The sequence below is a fragment of the Frankia sp. CeTa3Moorea genome (genome assembly GCF_978021225.1).
In genome coordinates this window covers 38,982-55,723 of sequence record NZ_CDXDOR010000015.1, presented here as the reverse complement: position 1 = coordinate 55,723, position 16,742 = coordinate 38,982, and the positions used below count along the sequence as shown (strand labels likewise).

Sequence of the window (16,742 nt, the reverse complement as noted above, 5' to 3'; positions counted from 1 at the left end):
GGCCCGGGGCGGCTCAGGGTCGGGCCCGGGGCGGCTCAGGCGGGTCGACCGAGCTGGCGAGCGAGCCGCGTCTGGTCGAAGTACAGCCGGTTCTCGGTGATCAGGCCGCGCTCGACCCGGTAGACCTCGACGACACGCAGGTTGATCCGACGCCCGGTGGGCGCGAGCTCCGTCCCGTCCGGGTCGCGGTAGACGCCGACGTGCGTCGCGGTCAGCGTGTACTCCTCGACCACGATCTCGCCCTGCTCGGCCAGCACGTGGGTATCGACGTCGATCTCACCGAAAGCCGCCAGGAAGGCGGCGCTGTACTCGGCGCCCGCCGCGCGCCCCTTGATCCGCACCCCGCCCGGTGCCTCGACGACCAGGTCCTCGTCGAGCAGCGACAGCACCGAGGCCTCGTCACCGAGGTCGAAGGCGTCCAGCGCGCGCTTCACCGTGTCCAGCGCCTCTCCCACGTGACATCCTCCAGGCTTGCCTGCCGCACACACCGTCCAGAGGGCGATCATCCCACCACCGGGCCGGTTCCCGACGGGAAACCGGACGTCCGGGAAGGACGTCAGACGCTCGTGGTCGAGCCGGGGCGGATGATCATCAGAACGGTGACGATCACCCAGAGCAGGCTGAACACACCGGCTGCCATCGCGAGACCGCTCGTGCGGGCGCGCGCCGCGGCCGCGTCCATGGCCACCGCGCCACCGTCCATGGCCGCCGCGCCACCATCCATGGCCACCGCGCCTCCGTCCTGCACACGGTCGGGGACGGCCGGGGATCCGGTGACGATCTCGTCGAGGACGCCACGCTGTCCGGGCAGCACCACGATGAGGAGCACGACGACGGCCACGGTGGTCAGCGCGATCGCGACGATCAACCAGGTCTGCCCAAGAACCCCCAGGCTCTGCGCGGTGAAGAACCCGAAGATCGGTACGACGAGGCCGAGCGCGGAGTAGACGCCACAGATTCGGTGCAGCACGCGGACAATCCCGGCAGCACGCTCGTCGCCCGGGGAGGTCAGCGCCAGGCGCGCAGCCGGGGCGAACATGCTGGCGGCCACGGTGATCGGTCCGATCGCGAGGATCGCGGCCAGAACATGCACGCTGAGCAGAAACTTGGTCACGGTATGCCTCTCAGGGTCGGCTCAGGATCGGCCCAGGATCGGGCGCGGACGGTCTGGCTACGGATCCGGTGACGCCGCGCCCACGCCTCGAGGCTAAGGTCCGGGCGGCTCGACGCCCTAGCCGCCACAGACACCATCATCCTTCCGAGACTGGCCGATCCCACCCCGTCACTGGCCGCGGGCGCGCGCGGCACCCGGACCGAGCGGTCACGCCGGCAGCGCAGATGAGTAGTTCCGCACCGCCGCGTCCACTCGCTCCGCCATCTGGTGGATGATGGTGCCTGCGCGTAACCCGCCTTGTGCCGTGCGTCTTCAGGAGGCTTTCGGTATGCCTTTGCAGGCTGCTATTCGGCTTGATGTTCGGCTTCTCGTACGGATTGACGACCGCGTTCTCCTCGCTCGCCCGCCGGGAGAAGCCTGGCATGTCCTTCCGGGTGGTCCGGTGGCGGCGGGAGAGAGCACGGACGACGCTCTCGAACGGCAGGTAGGCCGCCTCGCCGGCCCTCGGACGGTCTCCCGGCAGTTCATCGGCGCGGTCGAGCACGACGGAACCGTCACCGGCCACTCACCTGAACCCGCAACCGATCACGTGCTCAGTATCATGTTCGCCGGCTTCTGGCCGTCCGACATTCCGACGCCGTCACGCTGGGGAGAGCACACGCTGGTTCCGGTGAACATCGACGTGCTTCTCGCGACACGCCTGCGCCCGCTATCGATGGCCGAGGTGGTACGTCGCTGGCTCGCCGAAGGCTGGCCGCTCTGGCGCGGCCTCGATCCCGCCGTCGGCAACCGGCGGCTGCCCTCCCTGGCCTCACTGCGCGCGCAGCTGTTCGCCCGGCGGGAGGAGCTGCGCAGCCTCACCTTCCGGGACGCCGCCGTGGCGATCTGTGCCCTCGTCACCGCGGCCGACGGCCACATCGATCCGGCGGAACGCGAGGGGCTACTCGGCTTCATCGCTACGGATCCGGTGATGTCCCAGTTTCCCGAACAGGACGTGGAGCGGCTCTTCGATGGACATCTGAGCCGTCTCACCGCAGACTTCACCGCCGGCAAACAGGCCGCGCTGGCCGACATCGCCAAGGTGCGGGGGCGGGTGGCGGAAGCCGCCGCCGTGGTACGCATCGGACAGGTGATCGGCCTGGTTGACGGCGAGTTCGTCGCCAGCGAGCAGGCCGTGGTGCGGGAGGCCGCCCTCACCCTCGGCCTGAACGCCGCCGAGTTCGCCCTGTGAGGGGCGAGCCGGCGCCGGTTGAACGACGTCGCCGGCCCGGCCGCTCATGACCTCCTCGGCTGGCCTTCCCGGCTGACCTCCCCGGCGCGGCACCGATCGTGGCGGCACCGGTGGGGACCGCCGCCGGTCAGCTCTCCTTCTTGATCTCGAACCAAGACAGGATCCTGCCTCCGAACTTCAGGTCACCATTAATCTTGATCTTTCTGGTGAGGAAGAGCTTGGCCCCGCTGGCTTGACCGGAGACCACCCGAACGAAGCGGACACGATCCGTGACAATGGTCAGCGTCTGCTCCCCCGCGGATTCACTCGGGGTCCCGGTGGCGGGCGGTGTCGCCAAAGTGCAGACACCGTCGGCGACCCGCAGCTCGTAGGTGCGCACGGCGCCGCCTGGTCCACCGTTGAGCACGAATCGGACCAGAGCGTTCTCTTCCTGTGCCTGCTCTGGCCGGAAGGTGTCGCGCATCTGCCGGAAGACCTCGTCCAGCACCGCGTCACCAGCCGGCCCACCCAGCAGGTCGGAGACCTCACGCTCCGACATAGCGGGCAGACCGCTGACGAGTTTCGCCGGGTCGGCCGTGGGATCGACAGCAAGATCGGACATAGCCACACTCCTTTGCGTTCGTGTTGGCGTTCGTGGGCGGCAGCCTGTCGGCAGCACGCACGAGCACGCTAGCGAAGACGACACGGCGGCGGTTCCGTGGGCGACACAACCGGAATGTCGCGCGTGACGCCCCAGCCCACGGACGGCGCGGCCCACCGGCGGGTCACTATCGTGGCCAAGGTGGTCACTCCCACACTTCGACGCGTCGAAATCGACGGGCGCCCCGTTCCCCCCGATGATCCACATCGCCTGGCCCTGCTCCCCCACGGCCACTTCACCGTGCTGCAGGTGCGAGCCGGTCGGGCCCGGGGCCTGCGGTGGCATCTCACCCGGCTGGATGAGGCGAACCAGGAGCTCTACAGCGAGCCCCTGGACGGCGCGCTGGTTCGCCACCGCATCCGGCAGGCACTGTACGCTACCCAGACGGCCGCCAACGGCTCCGAGGCCACGGCGACAGCCGCCACCGCGCTGGATGCCACGGTCCGGATTGTCGTCACCGAGCGGCCGGACGGCGCAGGGGTGCGCGTCATCGTCGCGATCGGCGAACCGGCAACCATGCCGACCACCCCCCAACGGCTGCGGTCAGTGCCGTACCTGCGCCCGTTCGCCCACCTCAAGCATCTCGGGACGTTCGCGCAGATCCAGCACGGCCGGCTCGTCCGCCGTGACGGCTACGACGACGCCCTGTTGACCGCCCCCGGCGGGCTCGTCGCGGAGGGCGCAATGACCAACATCGGTTTCTTCGATGGCAACATGATCGTCTGGCCGGACGCTCCCGCCCTGCGCGGAGTCACCATGACGCTGTTGGAGCAGGCACCGGCGGACGGCGGCCCGCCCAGCGTACGGGCCCCCGTGCGACTAGCGGACCTGGCAGGCTTCGAGGCCGCCTTCGTCACCAACTCACGCGGGATCGCGCCCGTCCGGGCCATCGACGGCCACCTCTTCACGGGATCCGAATGGCTCATGACGGCGCTTACCCGCCGCTACGACGCGGTGCCATGGGATCCGATCTGAGCCGGGTCGACGGCGTCCCGCACGCCCGGGTGCTCCTGCGGACGGCCGGAGGACCACGTCCACCCGGCCTTATGTCCACCCCGGCCTTATGTCCACCCCGGTCTTATGCCCACCCCGGCCTTACGTCCGCCCTGGTCTTCGCGCCGTTCACCGCATTTCCCGAGGGACGATGAATAACATATTTTCAGATGAAATCAAATAATACGCCCTTGGGTGACGCCTGACATTCATCAATATTATAAAAATATAACGAGATACCAGAGATGCCACGACCCGGCCGCGGCGAGAGCACCGAAAGGGATTTCCGCGCGGCAGGTCGCCGGGTACTGTCGGCATGTCCTGCTATTTTTTCTTTCTTCCGGTGAAATCCGGCTCCGGATCCATCCCGCTGCCCGTGAAGGAACACCGCAACGATGCCGCTTGCCTCAGCCCGGCTCCTGGTAGCGCTCCTGCTGCACGAACAGCACCGCGTCGAGCCCGCGGGTGTGCTCCTCCGCTATCCTTCCCCGCCTCCCGCGGAACGCCATCTCGTCCGCGCGGCGACGGCGCTCGCCGCCGGCCGGGCGAAAGGAGCGCTGCGGGAGCTGCGGGAGAGCGAACACGACCCGACCGACCCCGATCACCTGGCGGCGCACGAGGCGCTCTACCTCGCCGCGCTGGCTCTCGACCTCAACTGGTCCCCCGATGACGTCGGCGTCGTCCGGGCCTGGGCCACGAGGACGTTCGCTCCGCCTCCGGTTGGGCCCGCCGCGCGTCCCGGTGTACCCGGTCCGCGCCGGGAACGCCCGGCCCACCGGGCCCACCGGGCCAATTGGGCGCCATCCCAGCCGACCCCACCCGACTCCGGGCACTCCGGGCACTCCGGGCACTCCGGTCCGGCCGGATTGGCCGGACCAGCCGGACCAGCCGGACCAGCCGGACCGCCGCGGACCATGACGGACGCCCCGCTGATCGCCTGGACGACGCAGGTCATCGCCCGGCAACGGCACGCACTGCTCGAACCGACGACCGCGGTCATCTGCGTGCTCGGTGCCGAGATCATCCCCGGTATCCGGGTGGCGCGGGCACAGCTGGCCCTGACCGGTCACCGCGTCGACCACCGCGAAACCGGCCGGAGGCACGGGCCCGGCCCCCATCGCTTCCCCCATCACCTGCCCTATCGCCTGCCCCGTCACGTGGTTGTGCACGGTCACAGCGCCGATCCGGCACGCGCCGCACGGACCGCCGACCCTGCCGGAACGCTCGCAATGCAGGCCCTGGACACGGCTGACCTCTTCGTCACCCATCTCGACGAGCTCCCGGTGCCACAGGCGGCGGCGTACGCGCGGATCCTGCGGGCGGATCTGCTGTTCCGGGCGAACCAGGAGGCCGAAGCCGGCATGGCGTTGGACGCGGTCGAGGCCGGCGCCGGGTCCGACCACGCGACACTGGCCCATGCGGCGCTGGTGCGCGGCGACTGGGCCGGCTTCCCGGATGGCGGGGCGCAGACGCTCGGCCGTCGGCCCGGCGGGAGCCCGATCATCCAGTCGCGAACGGCCTATCCGGAACGCGCGGAGGAACTGTGGCAGCGGGCCCTGACCGCCTACGGGCGCGCCGGGTCGGAGGGCGGGCGCGCCGCCGGACTGCTCCGGCTGGCCGGGGCGCCGACGGCGGCAGGCCGGCTGATCCTGCGCAGGGCCCGGATCGACGAGGCGGCCCGGCGCGCCCGGGCAGCCGGCAACGAGGCGCTGACCTGGCTGGCGAGAGTGCAGAGCCAGGCCGAGCAGGCGGTCGCCGGAGAACCGTCCACAGCGGGACTGCGGGCCATGATGACGGCGCTGGCCGACTGGTCCAGGCTGGAGGGGAGCACGAGTTACGGCCGCGGGCTCGGCCGACTGCTGATCGACGCCGCCGACGCCGCCGACGCCGCCGACGCCGCCGGTGACGCCGATACCGGCACCGCTGGTGACCCCGACGACGTCGAGGCGGCGGGCCGCGAGGATCCTGGCCGGCGGCTGGTCAAGATCGCTTCCCGGGGAAGGGCGGCGGAGTCGACGGCCGGGAACCGCGGCCGTTCAGGGACCGGGCGATCTGCCTGACCAGTTCAAGCTCCGCTGCCGCACCGTCCTTGTCGACGAGATCGATGTAGCTGATGCCGCGCAACAGCCCGGCCGGGTCACAGGTCTCGACGCGGATCGGGATCAGCGTGCGCTTCACGCCGTTGGGATCCGCCTGCCAGGCCGCCTGCCAGGCCGCCTGCATCTTCTCCGAGGCCAGGTAGCTCTTCGACAGCACGGCAAGGGTACGCCGGGACTGCGAGATCCCTTCGTGCAGCAGACCGATCTCGTGCTCACCGGGCAGCGCGTCGAGGGCCGCCAGATGCACCGAATGACCCCGGCCTTCCAACACGCGGGCAATCCAGGAGCCCCAGGCCTCATCGGACGGATCCGCGGAGATGAGGAAGTCCCACTTCTCGTCCGCGAGCGGCCCCTGACCGGAGCCGTTCGACGGGGTCCGCACCGCCGGGAACGGGCGCCCCGGCAGCGTGATCCACGCGAGGCCCTCGTACTTGCCCGCCACCGACACCTCGACTCGGCGGTACTGCGCCGGGTCGAGATCCCGCAGCCGCCCGGCCACCGTACCGCGGTAGAACTCGGACGATAGGATGAGCGCCAGTTCCGCGTCCTTGTCCTGTTCCAGCAGCTGCCGGACGGGGTCCGCGTCGACCAGCCGGGCGGCGACCACCGCCGCGTCGCCGACGAAACCACTGCCGTCGATACCCACCTCGCCCTGGTGCAGGGCCAACCTCAACCGGATTCGACCGGTCTCGTTACGCCCCCGGTTGTAGGTCCGCAGCGCGATCCGCAGTTCCCGGACGAACTCGGTCGCGAGAACGGCCTTGGGAACGTCGGCGGCCACGGCTGCGAGAAAGCCGTCGCCGCGATCCTGGCGCAGCCGGATCGACCGGGGAGGCAGGCCGGCGCCTCCGGCCGCCTCGTCGACGATCCGGCGCAGCCCCTCCCGCCAGCTCGCCTGCGTCGCGATGTCCTGACGGCTGTAGTGCCTGGCATCCAGGCAGAAAACGCTGACATGCCGCGGGACGCCGTCCTCCCACGGGGCGCCCTCGCCGCGGGAGACACCCTCGCCGCGGGAGACACCGTCCTCCCGGACGGCGTCAGCGAAGATCCGGTTGCCCCGATAGTCCCGATGCGCCTCGGTGAGGATGCGCCTCCGGCCGTCCGGCAACAGCCCGTTCTCCAACAGCGACGCGAGCTCGGACCAGAACTCGAACGACGACTCACCCGGGTAGAACTGCGGATGGTGCCGACGAGCCAGCCCGGCACGTTCCAACAGATGAGTCGCCTTCATCTGGTTGGTGAAGGTGGCGGAAAGCGCCTCGATCTCCGCCTCGGTCAGCCGGTCCGTCACGAGTCCCCCGTAGGCATGCCCGCAGAAATCCGGCGACGCGACGGTTGGTGGTCCGTCAGTCGGCGGATTCGTCCTCGAATTCTAACCCGTCCCTACCCGTTGTATTGGGTGGGTTCACCGACCTTCGGTGTCGTGCGCGGGACCGAACTCCGGGGAGCGTCCGGGCCTCGCGACGGGAATGACGCCCGCCTCCGCGGCACCGACGCCACCGGCACCGCTCGCATGGTGACCGTCCAGCACGAGGCGGCCGCCCGCCACCAGGTGACCTTCCGTTACCAGGTGACCGCCCGCCACCAGGTGACCGTCCAGCACAAGGCGGCGCTGTTCCTCGGCAGCGGTCTGCTCAACCTGTCGCATGGCACGGCGCAGGATCGGCGGAGCCATGACCGACGTGACGATCGCGACCAGAACGATGACCGTGTACGTCTCGGTGGAGAGCACCCCCAGCCGCACGCCGACGCTGGCCACCACGATCTCGATGACCCCCCGCGCGTTCATGCCGGCGCCCAGCGCAAGACCCTCCCAGGGGGTCAGCCGGCTGGCCCGTGCCCCCGCGTACACACCGGCAAACTTGCCGAAGACCGCGACCGCGAGCACGATCACCGCCGCGAGCAGAACCCGGGGTTCACCCAGAGCGGTGAGATCGACACGTAGGCCCGCCGTCGCGAAGAAGATGGGCGCGAGCACCGCCATCACCACGATTCGCAACGGGGCGACACTGGCATGATCCACCAGGCCGGACGACCCGAGGACGACCCCGCCCAGGAAGGCGCCGAACACCGCCTCCAGCTCCAACGCCTGCGTCCCGGCCGCCGACGCGAGCACCAGCACGGCCACGAAGGCCACGACCGATCCGCTCCTGGCGCCGGGATCGGCGCCAGCCCCAGCCCCGGCACCACTCGTGGCAATGATCCGTCCCAGCACGGCCCGGACGACGACCCGGCCGATCGTCAACGCGAAGATCCCCGCCCCGAGGACGTAAAGCACCGACAACGCCGTGTCGCCCGCCCGGACACCGGTGGTCGCCATCGCGGACACGACCGCCAGCATCAGCCAGCCAACGGCGTCGTCGATGATCCCGCCGGCCAGCGCGAGCTGCCCGACCTCCCGATGGGTCAGACGCATCTCCATGAGCGTCTTCGCCATCACCGGGATGGCGCTCACGCACATCGTCACCCCGAGGAACAGCGCGAAGACCGTCCGGTCGCCGTCGGGGCCCAGCAGGGAGGATGGCATCAGCACGCCGGTGGCGATCCCGAAACCCAACGGCAGGAGCAACCCACCGAGGCTGATCCGGGCGACGGTGAGACTGCGCCGGCGGATGATCCGCGTATCAATCTCGAACCCGCTGAGCGCGACCAGGAAGAGAACGCCGAGCTGTCCCACCGCGTCGAGCAGGTGAAACTGCGCGGCGTCACGCGGAAGCAACCAGTCCGAGAAGGCCGGCCACAGCGTTCCGAGCAATGACGGGCCGAGGAGCACGCCGACGCAAAGCTCACCGACGATGGCGGGCATCCGCAGGCGCACGGCGACACGCCCGAGCAGAATTGCCAGACTGAGCAGCACGGCGAGCTGAAGCAGGAACAGCAGCAGGGAATGCGGTGGGATCGAGGGGACGGGCTGGGCGGACGTGAGGGACAATGTCTCTCCTCGGACGTCTCGCCACCATTGACGGCGGCGAGGGCTCCAAGCCGACGACCGACGGGCGCATCGGCGACAGGCCAGCCGAGAGCCGGAATCCCGGATCACGGAGACCGGATCACGGATTTCTCGTCATCCCCCGTCGCCCGCGCGCATGCGATTCGGTCGGCTGACGCCGCGGGCGCCGGCACTGGTACCGACGTCCCTCAAGAAGAAACCACAACGGACGCCGGGAAGTCCGCCGTTCGCGTCATCTCCCGCCGCATGGCGCGGAGTTGTGGAGGGGTAATCACGTTTTCCGGACCGGCAACCGTGACCAGCCCTCCGCACTTCCCTCCGCTTCACCAGCCTGCGCAGGCGGGGAGAAATCGGCTCAGATGAGGCCGAGCGCGCGGACCGCCTCCCGCTCCTCGGCCAGCTCACGCACCGAGGCGTCGATCTTCTCCCGGGAGAAGGCGTCGAGCTCCAGACCCTGCACGATCTCGAACCGGCCGCCGGATGCGGTGACCGGGAACGAGGAGATGAGTCCCTCGGGCACCCCGTAGGAGCCGTCGGACGGGATCGCCGCCGAAGTCCAGTCGCCCGCCGGGGTGCCGTTGACCCAGGTGAAGATGTGGTCGATGGCCGCGGAGGCAGCCGACGCCGCGGACGATGCGCCGCGCACCTCAATGATCTCGGCGCCCCGCTTGGCGACCCGCGGGATGAACTCGTCGGCAATCCATGCCTGGTCGCCGACCGCCTCGGCGCCGCTGCGTCCGCCCACCTCGGCGTGGAAGATGTCCGGGTACTGGGTAGCCGAATGGTTACCCCAGATCGTGATCTTCTTGATCTCGGTGCTGGGCACGCCGAGTTTCTTGGCGAGCTGCGCGATCGCGCGGTTGTGGTCAAGCCGGGTCATCGCGGTGAATCGCTCGGCGGGCACGTCCGGAGCGTGCGTCTGAGCGATGAGCGCATTGGTGTTGGCCGGGTTCCCGACGACGAGGACCCTGATGTCCTCGGCGGCCCCGCTGTTGATCGCCTCGCCCTGCGGCTTGAAGATCCCGCCGTTGGCGGACAGCAGGTCACCACGCTCCATGCCCTTGGTCCGCGGGCGTGCGCCGACGAGGAGGGCCACGTTGGTGCCCTCGAAGGCCCGTTTGGCGTCGTCGAACACGTCAACCCCCGCCAGTAGCGGGAAGGCGCTGTCCTCCAGCTCCAGCGCCGTGCCCTCCGCCGCCCGCACGGCCTGCGGGATCTCCAACAGACGCAGCTTCACCGGCGTGCCCGCACCCAGCAGCTGGCCCGACGCGATGCGGAACAGTAGCGCGTAGCCGATCTGACCGGCGGCGCCGGTTACGGTGACGTTGACGGGCGTTGAGCTCACTGGCTTCTCCTGGTGCAGATCACGGAAGATCGGGGTGCGGCCCGTGTCGTCCTCGTAACGATCCCGAGCCGGCTGGGTAACCGGTCCTGGACTGGAACGTCTTCTGCCGCCCCAGCGATGCTAGTCCGAGGCTAGTCCGAAGTTCTTGGTCAGGAGGCACGGGCGGCGCGGACGCAGCTCACATCGCGGCGCCGCGATGGGGCACGTGCTACCGGCCGATCTCGGTCCCGCACCGTGGTACGGGCGGGACCAGCGCGAAACGTTTCGCGTCCGCGGCGACCTGAAGGAAGGTGTAGCAACGGGTGATCTGCCCGAAATGGGCGGCGAAGTTGACGGGGGCGGGCAGCAACCCGTCCGCGTCATAGCCGCGCACCGCCCGCAGGCCCCTGATGAACGTCTCCCGGCTGGGACATGGCCCGGCGGCCACCAAGCCGCGCAGGAACATGTCCGCCGAGATCCACCCGGACAGGGCCGCCTGCTGGGCCGGCGGGGACACCTGGGGCGCGTACTCCAGCATGGCCTGCAGGAACCGTTGGTGAGCGGGAGTCTCCTGCTCGAACGGCAGGTAGTCGACGAAACTGTAGACCCCGGCCAGCACTCCGCCGAACAATTGCAGGAGACGCTGGTCGTAGCCGGTGGGCGACAGGATGACCCGCAGATCTGCCCGGGCCACCCGGGCGCCCAGGACCACCTGGCCGAAGGCGGCGCCGGTGACGGCGCCGACCAGGACGTCCGCGCCGCTGTCGCGCACCTTCCGGCCGATACCCGGGATGTCGACCGGCCCGGTCGCATCGATCCGGCCGAGCACCCGCACCCCGGCCGCGGCGAGGCTCAGCGCCATCTTGTCGGCGAGGGTCACGGAGGTCGCCGAGAACCCGGACTGGGCGATGATCGCCCGGTGGCCGCCGCGCTCGGCGACGAACTCACCCCAGGTCGTGACGGACGGCCCGTCGAAGATCATATTCGAGTAGCTGAACATGTTGTCGTTGTGGGTCCAGGCAGCTTCCAGCGAGGTACCGGTCACCGGTATTCGCCGGCTATTGAGATAACCAGCGGAACCACTGGCCACGGAGGTCGACTCGATGATTCCGAACACCTGGTCGTCCTCCACGAGCCCCTGGGCGGCGGCCTGGTTCCCGGCGGGATTCGAGGCGTCATCCCGCCAGACATAGACCACTTTTCGGCCATACACACCACCCGCCTTGTCCGCCACCCCGAGCCGGGCGTCCACTCCGGCCCGGAAGGACCGGAACAGTGACGCCGCGTTTCCGGTGTCCGGATAGAGCAGGCCGAATCTGATCGCGCCCGGACCGACGCCCGGCGCCGCGCAGGCCGGGGGTGCGGTCGGCCTGTCGGTGGAGACCCGGCAGCCGACCGCTCCCAAGACGATCAGGAGACTCACGAGCCCGAGCAGCGCGGCCCGACGGTCCGCACGACGGCGCCGAGGCCGGTGCGGCCCGGCCCCCAGAGCCGTGATGCTCCTCACTCCATCAAGCCTGAACCAGGAGGACCACTCTTCGGCGCCATTCCGTTGATTTTGTGAGATTCACCGAAGATCGATCGCTCCCGGTTTCAGGATCCGATCCCGCTTCGGGCTCCCCACGCGGTACCCCGTGGGGTGCGATACCCCGTGGGAGTGCGGCCCGGTCGGCCAGGTCGGCCAGGTCAGAACGCCGCCGCGGCGGCCCGGGCGATGGCCTGGTCAAGGGGGGCGGGACCACCGCTCACCCCGACGGCCCCCACGATCACCCCGTTCCGCCACAGCGGCAGCGCACCGGGCAGACCCGTAACGACCGGTTCCGCCGGCGACGGACGCTCCCGTCCGACGCGGCCGTCACCTGTGGCAGGTGCCTTGCCGCCGGCAGGTGCCTCGCCGCCGGCCTGCGCCTTGCCGCCAGTGTGTCCCTCGCCACCGGTATGACTGACCAGCTGGGCCGGCGGAGCCCAGGACCGAGCCGCACACGCCTTGTCGACGGAGATATCCGCGGTCTCGAGCCGGGCATTGTCCATCCGGACGTGGGCAACCAGAATTCCGGCGTGGTCAACGACGGCAATGTTAACCGGTTGACCGAGGTGAACCGCATATTTCTCCCCGGCGGCGATGATCCGACGGGCGTCCTCGAGCGATACGGTCATCCGCGACTCTCCCCATAAAGCGGCGTTCCGGTGCGCTTGACCATAGGCCCTGGCTGACTGTCAGGTGGTGGAAGGCGCGCCGCGTAACCACCGTCGCGCATGGCACTCCCGAGTGGCGAACGGCAGGATAACGGCAGGATACAGGTAGACACGGGGTATCCCCGGTTCCCCGGCGGGGAACCGGGGGTCAGGCCGCGGCGACGAACGGGAGGACGGCCCGGGGGCAGCGGTGGATCAACCGGCTGGAGAGATAGCCGCCGCCCAGCAGGTCCAGCAGAGCACCGGCGCCCGGATGATCCAGCCGGCCGACCCGGTGCAGGCCGCGCAGACGCAACAGACCGGGCAGGTGCGCCTCGATGACTCGCTGGTCGGGCCGGGGAGCTCCCTCGAGCCAGGTGTCGAACTGCGCGCCGGTCATGATTTCCCACACAACTGTGTCCGCGACGGCACCGGTGCCGTCGGTGACGGTCACCAGATGGGGTACCCGGATCAGATCGGCGAAGCCGCTGAGATCCGGCCGCACCCCGGCGGTGACGACGTTGTCACCGACCTCCGGCTCGCCGCCGGACCCGGGGGGGCCGCCGGGGGCGGGCGTATCGCCTGCTCCCGGCCGTCTCAGGGCATTGCGCAGATGAGAAGCGAACGCCAAGGCCAGCGCGCTGCGACCGGGCGGGCTGGCATGAGCGTGCAGGACGATGGCGTCGACTGCCGGTGCGCGTAGCCGCTCGGCCGCCGCGCGAACCAGCCAGGCCGGCTCGACCAGGACGAAACCGACCTGCGCGCGCCGCCGCTCCTCGATGGCGTCACCGCCGCGGATGGCGTCACCGCCACGGATGGCGTCACCGCCGCGTCCCGACGGGGTCCGCACCCTCATGGACTCGTGAATCCACTGGCAGGTGATGAGCCCGTCGGCACCGGGAAGTGAGAGGAGCGGCAGATCCTCCGAGCTGAAGATCCGTTCAGGGATCGACGTGGGCATGCTGTCTCCGGTCCGGTTGGCCGGGAGCGACGCGAACGCGAACGAGACCGCGGGCCGCGTGAGCGGGTTGCTAGGTGCAGGAGCGGGGCTGGCACCGTCTCGCCACGTGCCCGCCCGGTCCGGGCGGGCACCGCCCCCCAGACCACAATCGGCCACGGTGCCCACACCGTCCACGACCCGGCGTGGGCTCCCTGCAGGGGGAGCCCACGCGGCGATGGAACGTACCCGCCTCGTCGAGGCTGCCGGAACCGGGAAAGCCATGACGGACTCAGCTACTGGAGCAGGTTGTCGAAGTCGCCGTCTTTGGCGCCGAGTATCAGAGCCTCGATTTCAGCTCGGGTATACACCAGAGCGGGTCCGTTTGGATGCCGAGAGTTACGGACGGCAACTTCGTCGCCCGGAAGCTTCGCCATTTCGACGCAGTTTCCCTGCGAGTTGCTCCGGCGGCTCTTCTGCCATGTCACGCGCTGCAGCGCCGCGGCAGGCATACCGCTGTAGATCTTGCTCATGTCGATCTCCTGAAGCCCCGGGAAGCCGTGCCGCCACGGCCCCGACCCACGCCGTCCGCTCGCTATACCACCGACGGGCCAACCACCGACCGCCGACCGACTGCCAGCCAAAACCATGACGGAACACCCCCCGGAAGATCGTCCCACCATGCCAGCGTGTGCGACTGCACGAACTTTGGCTCACGATACAGCACGGTCGGGTGCACGTGCATCAAGCGGGCGACAGACGCCCGGCCCGATGCCTCGCGCCGCCACGGCCTCCACGCCGAACCAGTCCCAGGACGGCCCCAGGGCAGCCCAAAGAAAGATCAATGAAAGATCAAGAGAAGATCAAGAGAAGATCGACAGCATCTAACGGAAGCGTCAAGGATGTTGATCTAACCACCGAAGGCACTAAAAATCTCATCACAAACACCATAAAAACACCACGAATCTGCGCCCAGCCCGTCCATGGGGCTCCCCGAAGAACCATGGACGGGTCTCGACACCACTAGGCGAAACGTCCGAAAAATCCGAAGAGTGACGAATCCGATCCGTGCACCGGGCACCCGTACGAGGCGGCCGCGGGCCGAGCCAGGAGAAAAAGATCCCCGACCTGGGGGAAAGATGCGCGCTCACGACGGGGCACTCCGGCTCCCCGGACGACGGGAGGCCGGCCGCGCGCGACCTGACTGTGCACAAGGTCATAGCCTCGGCGTAGCGAAAACCGTGGCCCTTCCGGTCCACTCGTGGCTCCGGGGCCCGCGACATAGCTGTAAAACAACGGGGGACACCTCAACAGCACTCGACGGAGATCGTGCACCAGAACCAGCGCGCCGGCGAAGAGCGCGTCGGCGTGAACCCGGAGAGACCCGCGGCGGGAGGCCGAGGCCTGGAGGAGGGGCGGGACGACGGAGAGGCGGCACGACGGAGAGGCGGCACGACGGAGAGGCCGGACGGCCGGAGAGCTGGTGGCCGCGGGGTGGATGCCACGGGGCGGGCGGCCAGGGGACACGTGGCTGCGGGACCGGTCGCCGGGTCCGGGGGAACCCGACGGGGAGGGGAACCCGACGGGAGAGTGGGGGGAGGAGCGAAGAGGAGCGGAGCCGTGGGGAGCAACAGTAGGAAGTACACGATCGCCGTCCAGGGCCCGAAGTCCTCACGCCCCCTGGAATCTGGCAGCGTGAGAGTGGAATGTCCGGACATGTCATCGTCCACACCATTGCGCCCGTACCCGACAGCCGGGGGCATCCTCATCCCCCGTTAAACGGAGACCCGCCGTCGACACTCCCCGTGAGCGTGTATACAAATAATCCTCACCACGCTAAACACGCGAGTGTCACCCAGACGAGAGAACCAGCCACCCATCCGGAACCAGAAGATCGATTATCTTACTCTTGTGTTGACCATGGCGAGGGGGCCGACCGTGACGACAGCTCAGCCGGGAAGTGGACCGACCGTACGTCGGATCCTGCTCGGCTCTCAGCTCCGTCGACTTCGCGAGGAGAAGGGCATCAGCCGGGAAACCGCCGGCTACCACATCCGCGCCTCAGAGTCGAAGATCAGCCGGATGGAGCTTGGCCGCGTCAGCTTCAAAGAACGCGACGTCGCCGACCTGCTGACCTTCTATCAGGTCACGGACGATGCAGAGCGCGCCCCATTGCTGGCCCTTGTCCGGGAGGCGAACGCCGCTGGCTGGTGGCAGCACTTCAACGACGTTCTCCCGTCCTGGTTCCAGCCGTACATCGGTCTGGAGGAGGCGGCCCAGCTCATCCGGACCTACGAGCTCCAGTTCATTCCGGGCCTGTTGCAGACCGAGGACTACGCCCGAGCAATCATCACACGGGGTAGTGATCATCTACCGGCCGACGTCGTCGAGCGCCGGGTTAACGTGCGGCTCAACCGGCAGAAGCTGCTGTACCGTAAGAACCCGCCACGGCTCTGGATAGTCATCGACGAGGCGGCGCTGCGTCGGCCGATCGGCGGGCCGAAGGTGATGCGGGCCCAGATCGAACACCTTATCACCGCGTCCGAGCTACCGAACCTCACGCTGCAGGTGATGCCGTTCTCCTTCGGCGGCCACGCGGCGGAGGGTGGGGCCTTCACGATCCTCCGCTTCCCCGAAATGGACCTGCCGGACGTGGTCTACCTGGAGCAGCTCACCGGTTCCACCTACCTCGACAAGCGCGAGGACGTCGACCGGTACATGGAGGTGTATAACCGGCTCAGTGTCGACAGCACGACCCCGGGTGACACTCCCGAACTGCTACGGCGCATCATCACCGAGCTCTGAACGCGGTTCGCTCCCAGCTCACCGGCCGGCTGCTCCGCCGGCCCGCCGGCCTACTACTCGGCCGGCCTGCCGTTCTGCCGGCTCGCCGTTCTGCCGGCCTGCCGGCCCTACTGCTCCGCCATCCCGCCGATCGGCTCGACCCGCCTGGTCGGGTCCGTGACCGCGCTCGCCGGCCAGGTCAGCTCCAGGCTGAGACACCGATCGTCCAGCTCCACCGAGACCTCGATCCCGCCCGGGTCCTCTCCCCCGCAGCCGAGCTGCGGGGGCGGCAGGCCCTGCGGCCAGAGCAGCGAGACGAAAACACTGCCGCCGGCCGGCGTCCACAGGACCGTCATAATCGCCCGGCCGCCTGGGACGGCGGCGAGCACCTCCCGCACCTGATCGGCCACCATGGCCCGCACGGGAGCTGGCGCGAGCCGCAGATCGCCGGACAGCTGGATCTGGACGGTCATTCCCGCAGCCTCGGCGTCGGCG

General features: G+C 69.3%; 14 protein-coding genes and 1 pseudogene. 4 read left to right on the top strand and 11 right to left on the bottom strand.

All coding sequences use genetic code 11. The annotated features are described in order from the left end of the window. Window positions 1–35: 35 nt before the first annotated feature. Both AC08OV_RS04990 and AC08OV_RS04985 read right to left on the bottom strand, forming a co-directional pair. Window positions 36–455, bottom strand: a complete 420-nt coding sequence (locus AC08OV_RS04990) for an ester cyclase (RefSeq protein WP_011437807.1) — start codon at window positions 453–455, stop codon at window positions 36–38. Between the two features lie 101 nt (window positions 456–556). Continuing rightward, window positions 557–1,114, bottom strand: a complete 558-nt coding sequence (locus AC08OV_RS04985) for a protease (protein WP_476615941.1) — start codon at window positions 1,112–1,114, stop codon at window positions 557–559. 328 nt (window positions 1,115–1,442) lie between these two features. Here AC08OV_RS04985 and AC08OV_RS04980 point away from each other — a divergent pair, with 328 nt between their 5' ends. After that, complete coding sequence (locus AC08OV_RS04980; RefSeq protein WP_476615940.1) at window positions 1,443–2,345, top strand: TerB family tellurite resistance protein; 903 nt, start codon at window positions 1,443–1,445, stop codon at window positions 2,343–2,345. Window positions 2,346–2,472: 127 nt separating this feature from the next. Here the strand turns inward: AC08OV_RS04980 and AC08OV_RS04975 are convergent, their stop codons facing one another. Continuing rightward, a complete protein-coding gene (locus AC08OV_RS04975; protein ID WP_476615939.1) occupies window positions 2,473–2,946 on the bottom strand; it encodes an SCP2 sterol-binding domain-containing protein in 474 nt (157 codons plus the stop codon). A 123-nt stretch (window positions 2,947–3,069) separates the two neighbouring features. On the opposite strand from AC08OV_RS04975, the gene AC08OV_RS04970 reads away from it, so the two are divergent. Beyond that, the gene (locus AC08OV_RS04970) at window positions 3,070–3,960 is read left to right on the top strand and encodes an aminotransferase class IV family protein (protein ID WP_476615938.1); all 891 of its coding nucleotides are present in this window, start codon (window positions 3,070–3,072) and stop codon (window positions 3,958–3,960) included. A gap of 413 nt (window positions 3,961–4,373) precedes the next feature. Beyond that, complete coding sequence (locus AC08OV_RS04965; protein ID WP_476619362.1) at window positions 4,374–6,038, top strand: hypothetical protein; 1,665 nt, start codon at window positions 4,374–4,376, stop codon at window positions 6,036–6,038. Here AC08OV_RS04965 and AC08OV_RS04960 read toward each other — a convergent pair. The 7 genes from AC08OV_RS04960 to AC08OV_RS04930 form a co-directional block, all read right to left on the bottom strand. After that, window positions 5,959–7,368, bottom strand: coding sequence for a TIR domain-containing protein (locus tag AC08OV_RS04960; protein WP_476614531.1), 1,410 nt, complete (start codon window positions 7,366–7,368; stop codon window positions 5,959–5,961). The genes AC08OV_RS04965 and AC08OV_RS04960 overlap by 80 nt on opposite strands. Before the next feature lie 114 nt (window positions 7,369–7,482). Continuing rightward, complete coding sequence (locus AC08OV_RS04955) at window positions 7,483–9,009, bottom strand: cation:proton antiporter (RefSeq protein WP_476614530.1); 1,527 nt, start codon at window positions 9,007–9,009, stop codon at window positions 7,483–7,485. A gap of 373 nt (window positions 9,010–9,382) precedes the next feature. Then, entirely contained in the window at window positions 9,383–10,372 is a 990-nt protein-coding gene (locus AC08OV_RS04950) for a malate dehydrogenase (RefSeq protein ID WP_476595636.1), read from the bottom strand. A gap of 208 nt (window positions 10,373–10,580) precedes the next feature. Further along, a complete protein-coding gene (locus AC08OV_RS04945; protein WP_476619361.1) occupies window positions 10,581–11,858 on the bottom strand; it encodes an ABC transporter substrate-binding protein in 1,278 nt (425 codons plus the stop codon). 179 nt (window positions 11,859–12,037) lie between these two features. Next, window positions 12,038–12,508, bottom strand: a complete 471-nt coding sequence (locus AC08OV_RS04940) for a GlcG/HbpS family heme-binding protein (RefSeq protein ID WP_476614529.1) — start codon at window positions 12,506–12,508, stop codon at window positions 12,038–12,040. A gap of 187 nt (window positions 12,509–12,695) precedes the next feature. Beyond that, a complete protein-coding gene (locus tag AC08OV_RS04935; protein ID WP_476614528.1) occupies window positions 12,696–13,487 on the bottom strand; it encodes a hypothetical protein in 792 nt (263 codons plus the stop codon). A 272-nt stretch (window positions 13,488–13,759) separates the two neighbouring features. After that, window positions 13,760–13,996 carry a DUF397 domain-containing protein gene (locus AC08OV_RS04930; RefSeq protein WP_476601763.1) on the bottom strand — a complete coding sequence of 79 codons (237 nt, stop codon included), beginning with the start codon at window positions 13,994–13,996 and terminating at the stop codon, window positions 13,760–13,762. A 1,405-nt stretch (window positions 13,997–15,401) separates the two neighbouring features. Between AC08OV_RS04930 and AC08OV_RS04925 the strand changes: the two genes are divergently transcribed. Continuing rightward, window positions 15,402–16,268: a helix-turn-helix domain-containing protein gene (locus AC08OV_RS04925; protein ID WP_476619360.1), complete on the top strand. Its 867-nt coding sequence runs from the start codon at window positions 15,402–15,404 to the stop codon at window positions 16,266–16,268. A gap of 107 nt (window positions 16,269–16,375) precedes the next feature. Here AC08OV_RS04925 and AC08OV_RS04920 read toward each other — a convergent pair. Continuing rightward, window positions 16,376–16,742, bottom strand: a pseudogene (locus AC08OV_RS04920) (histidine kinase); the annotation flags it as partial.

Bases quoted from the DNA above. Each gene is read 5' to 3' on its own strand.
- AC08OV_RS04980 (WP_476615940.1), top strand. From the start codon at position 1,443: ATGCCTTTGCAGGCTGCTATTCGGCTTGATGTTCGGCTTCTCGTACGG.
- AC08OV_RS04975 (WP_476615939.1), bottom strand. From the start codon at position 2,946: ATGTCCGATCTTGCTGTCGATCCCACGGCCGACCCGGCGAAACTCGTC.
- AC08OV_RS04965 (WP_476619362.1), top strand. From the start codon at position 4,374: ATGCCGCTTGCCTCAGCCCGGCTCCTGGTAGCGCTCCTGCTGCACGAA.
- AC08OV_RS04940 (WP_476614529.1), bottom strand. From the start codon at position 12,508: ATGACCGTATCGCTCGAGGACGCCCGTCGGATCATCGCCGCCGGGGAG.
- AC08OV_RS04935 (WP_476614528.1), bottom strand. From the start codon at position 13,487: ATGCCCACGTCGATCCCTGAACGGATCTTCAGCTCGGAGGATCTGCCG.
- AC08OV_RS04930 (WP_476601763.1), bottom strand. From the start codon at position 13,996: ATGAGCAAGATCTACAGCGGTATGCCTGCCGCGGCGCTGCAGCGCGTG.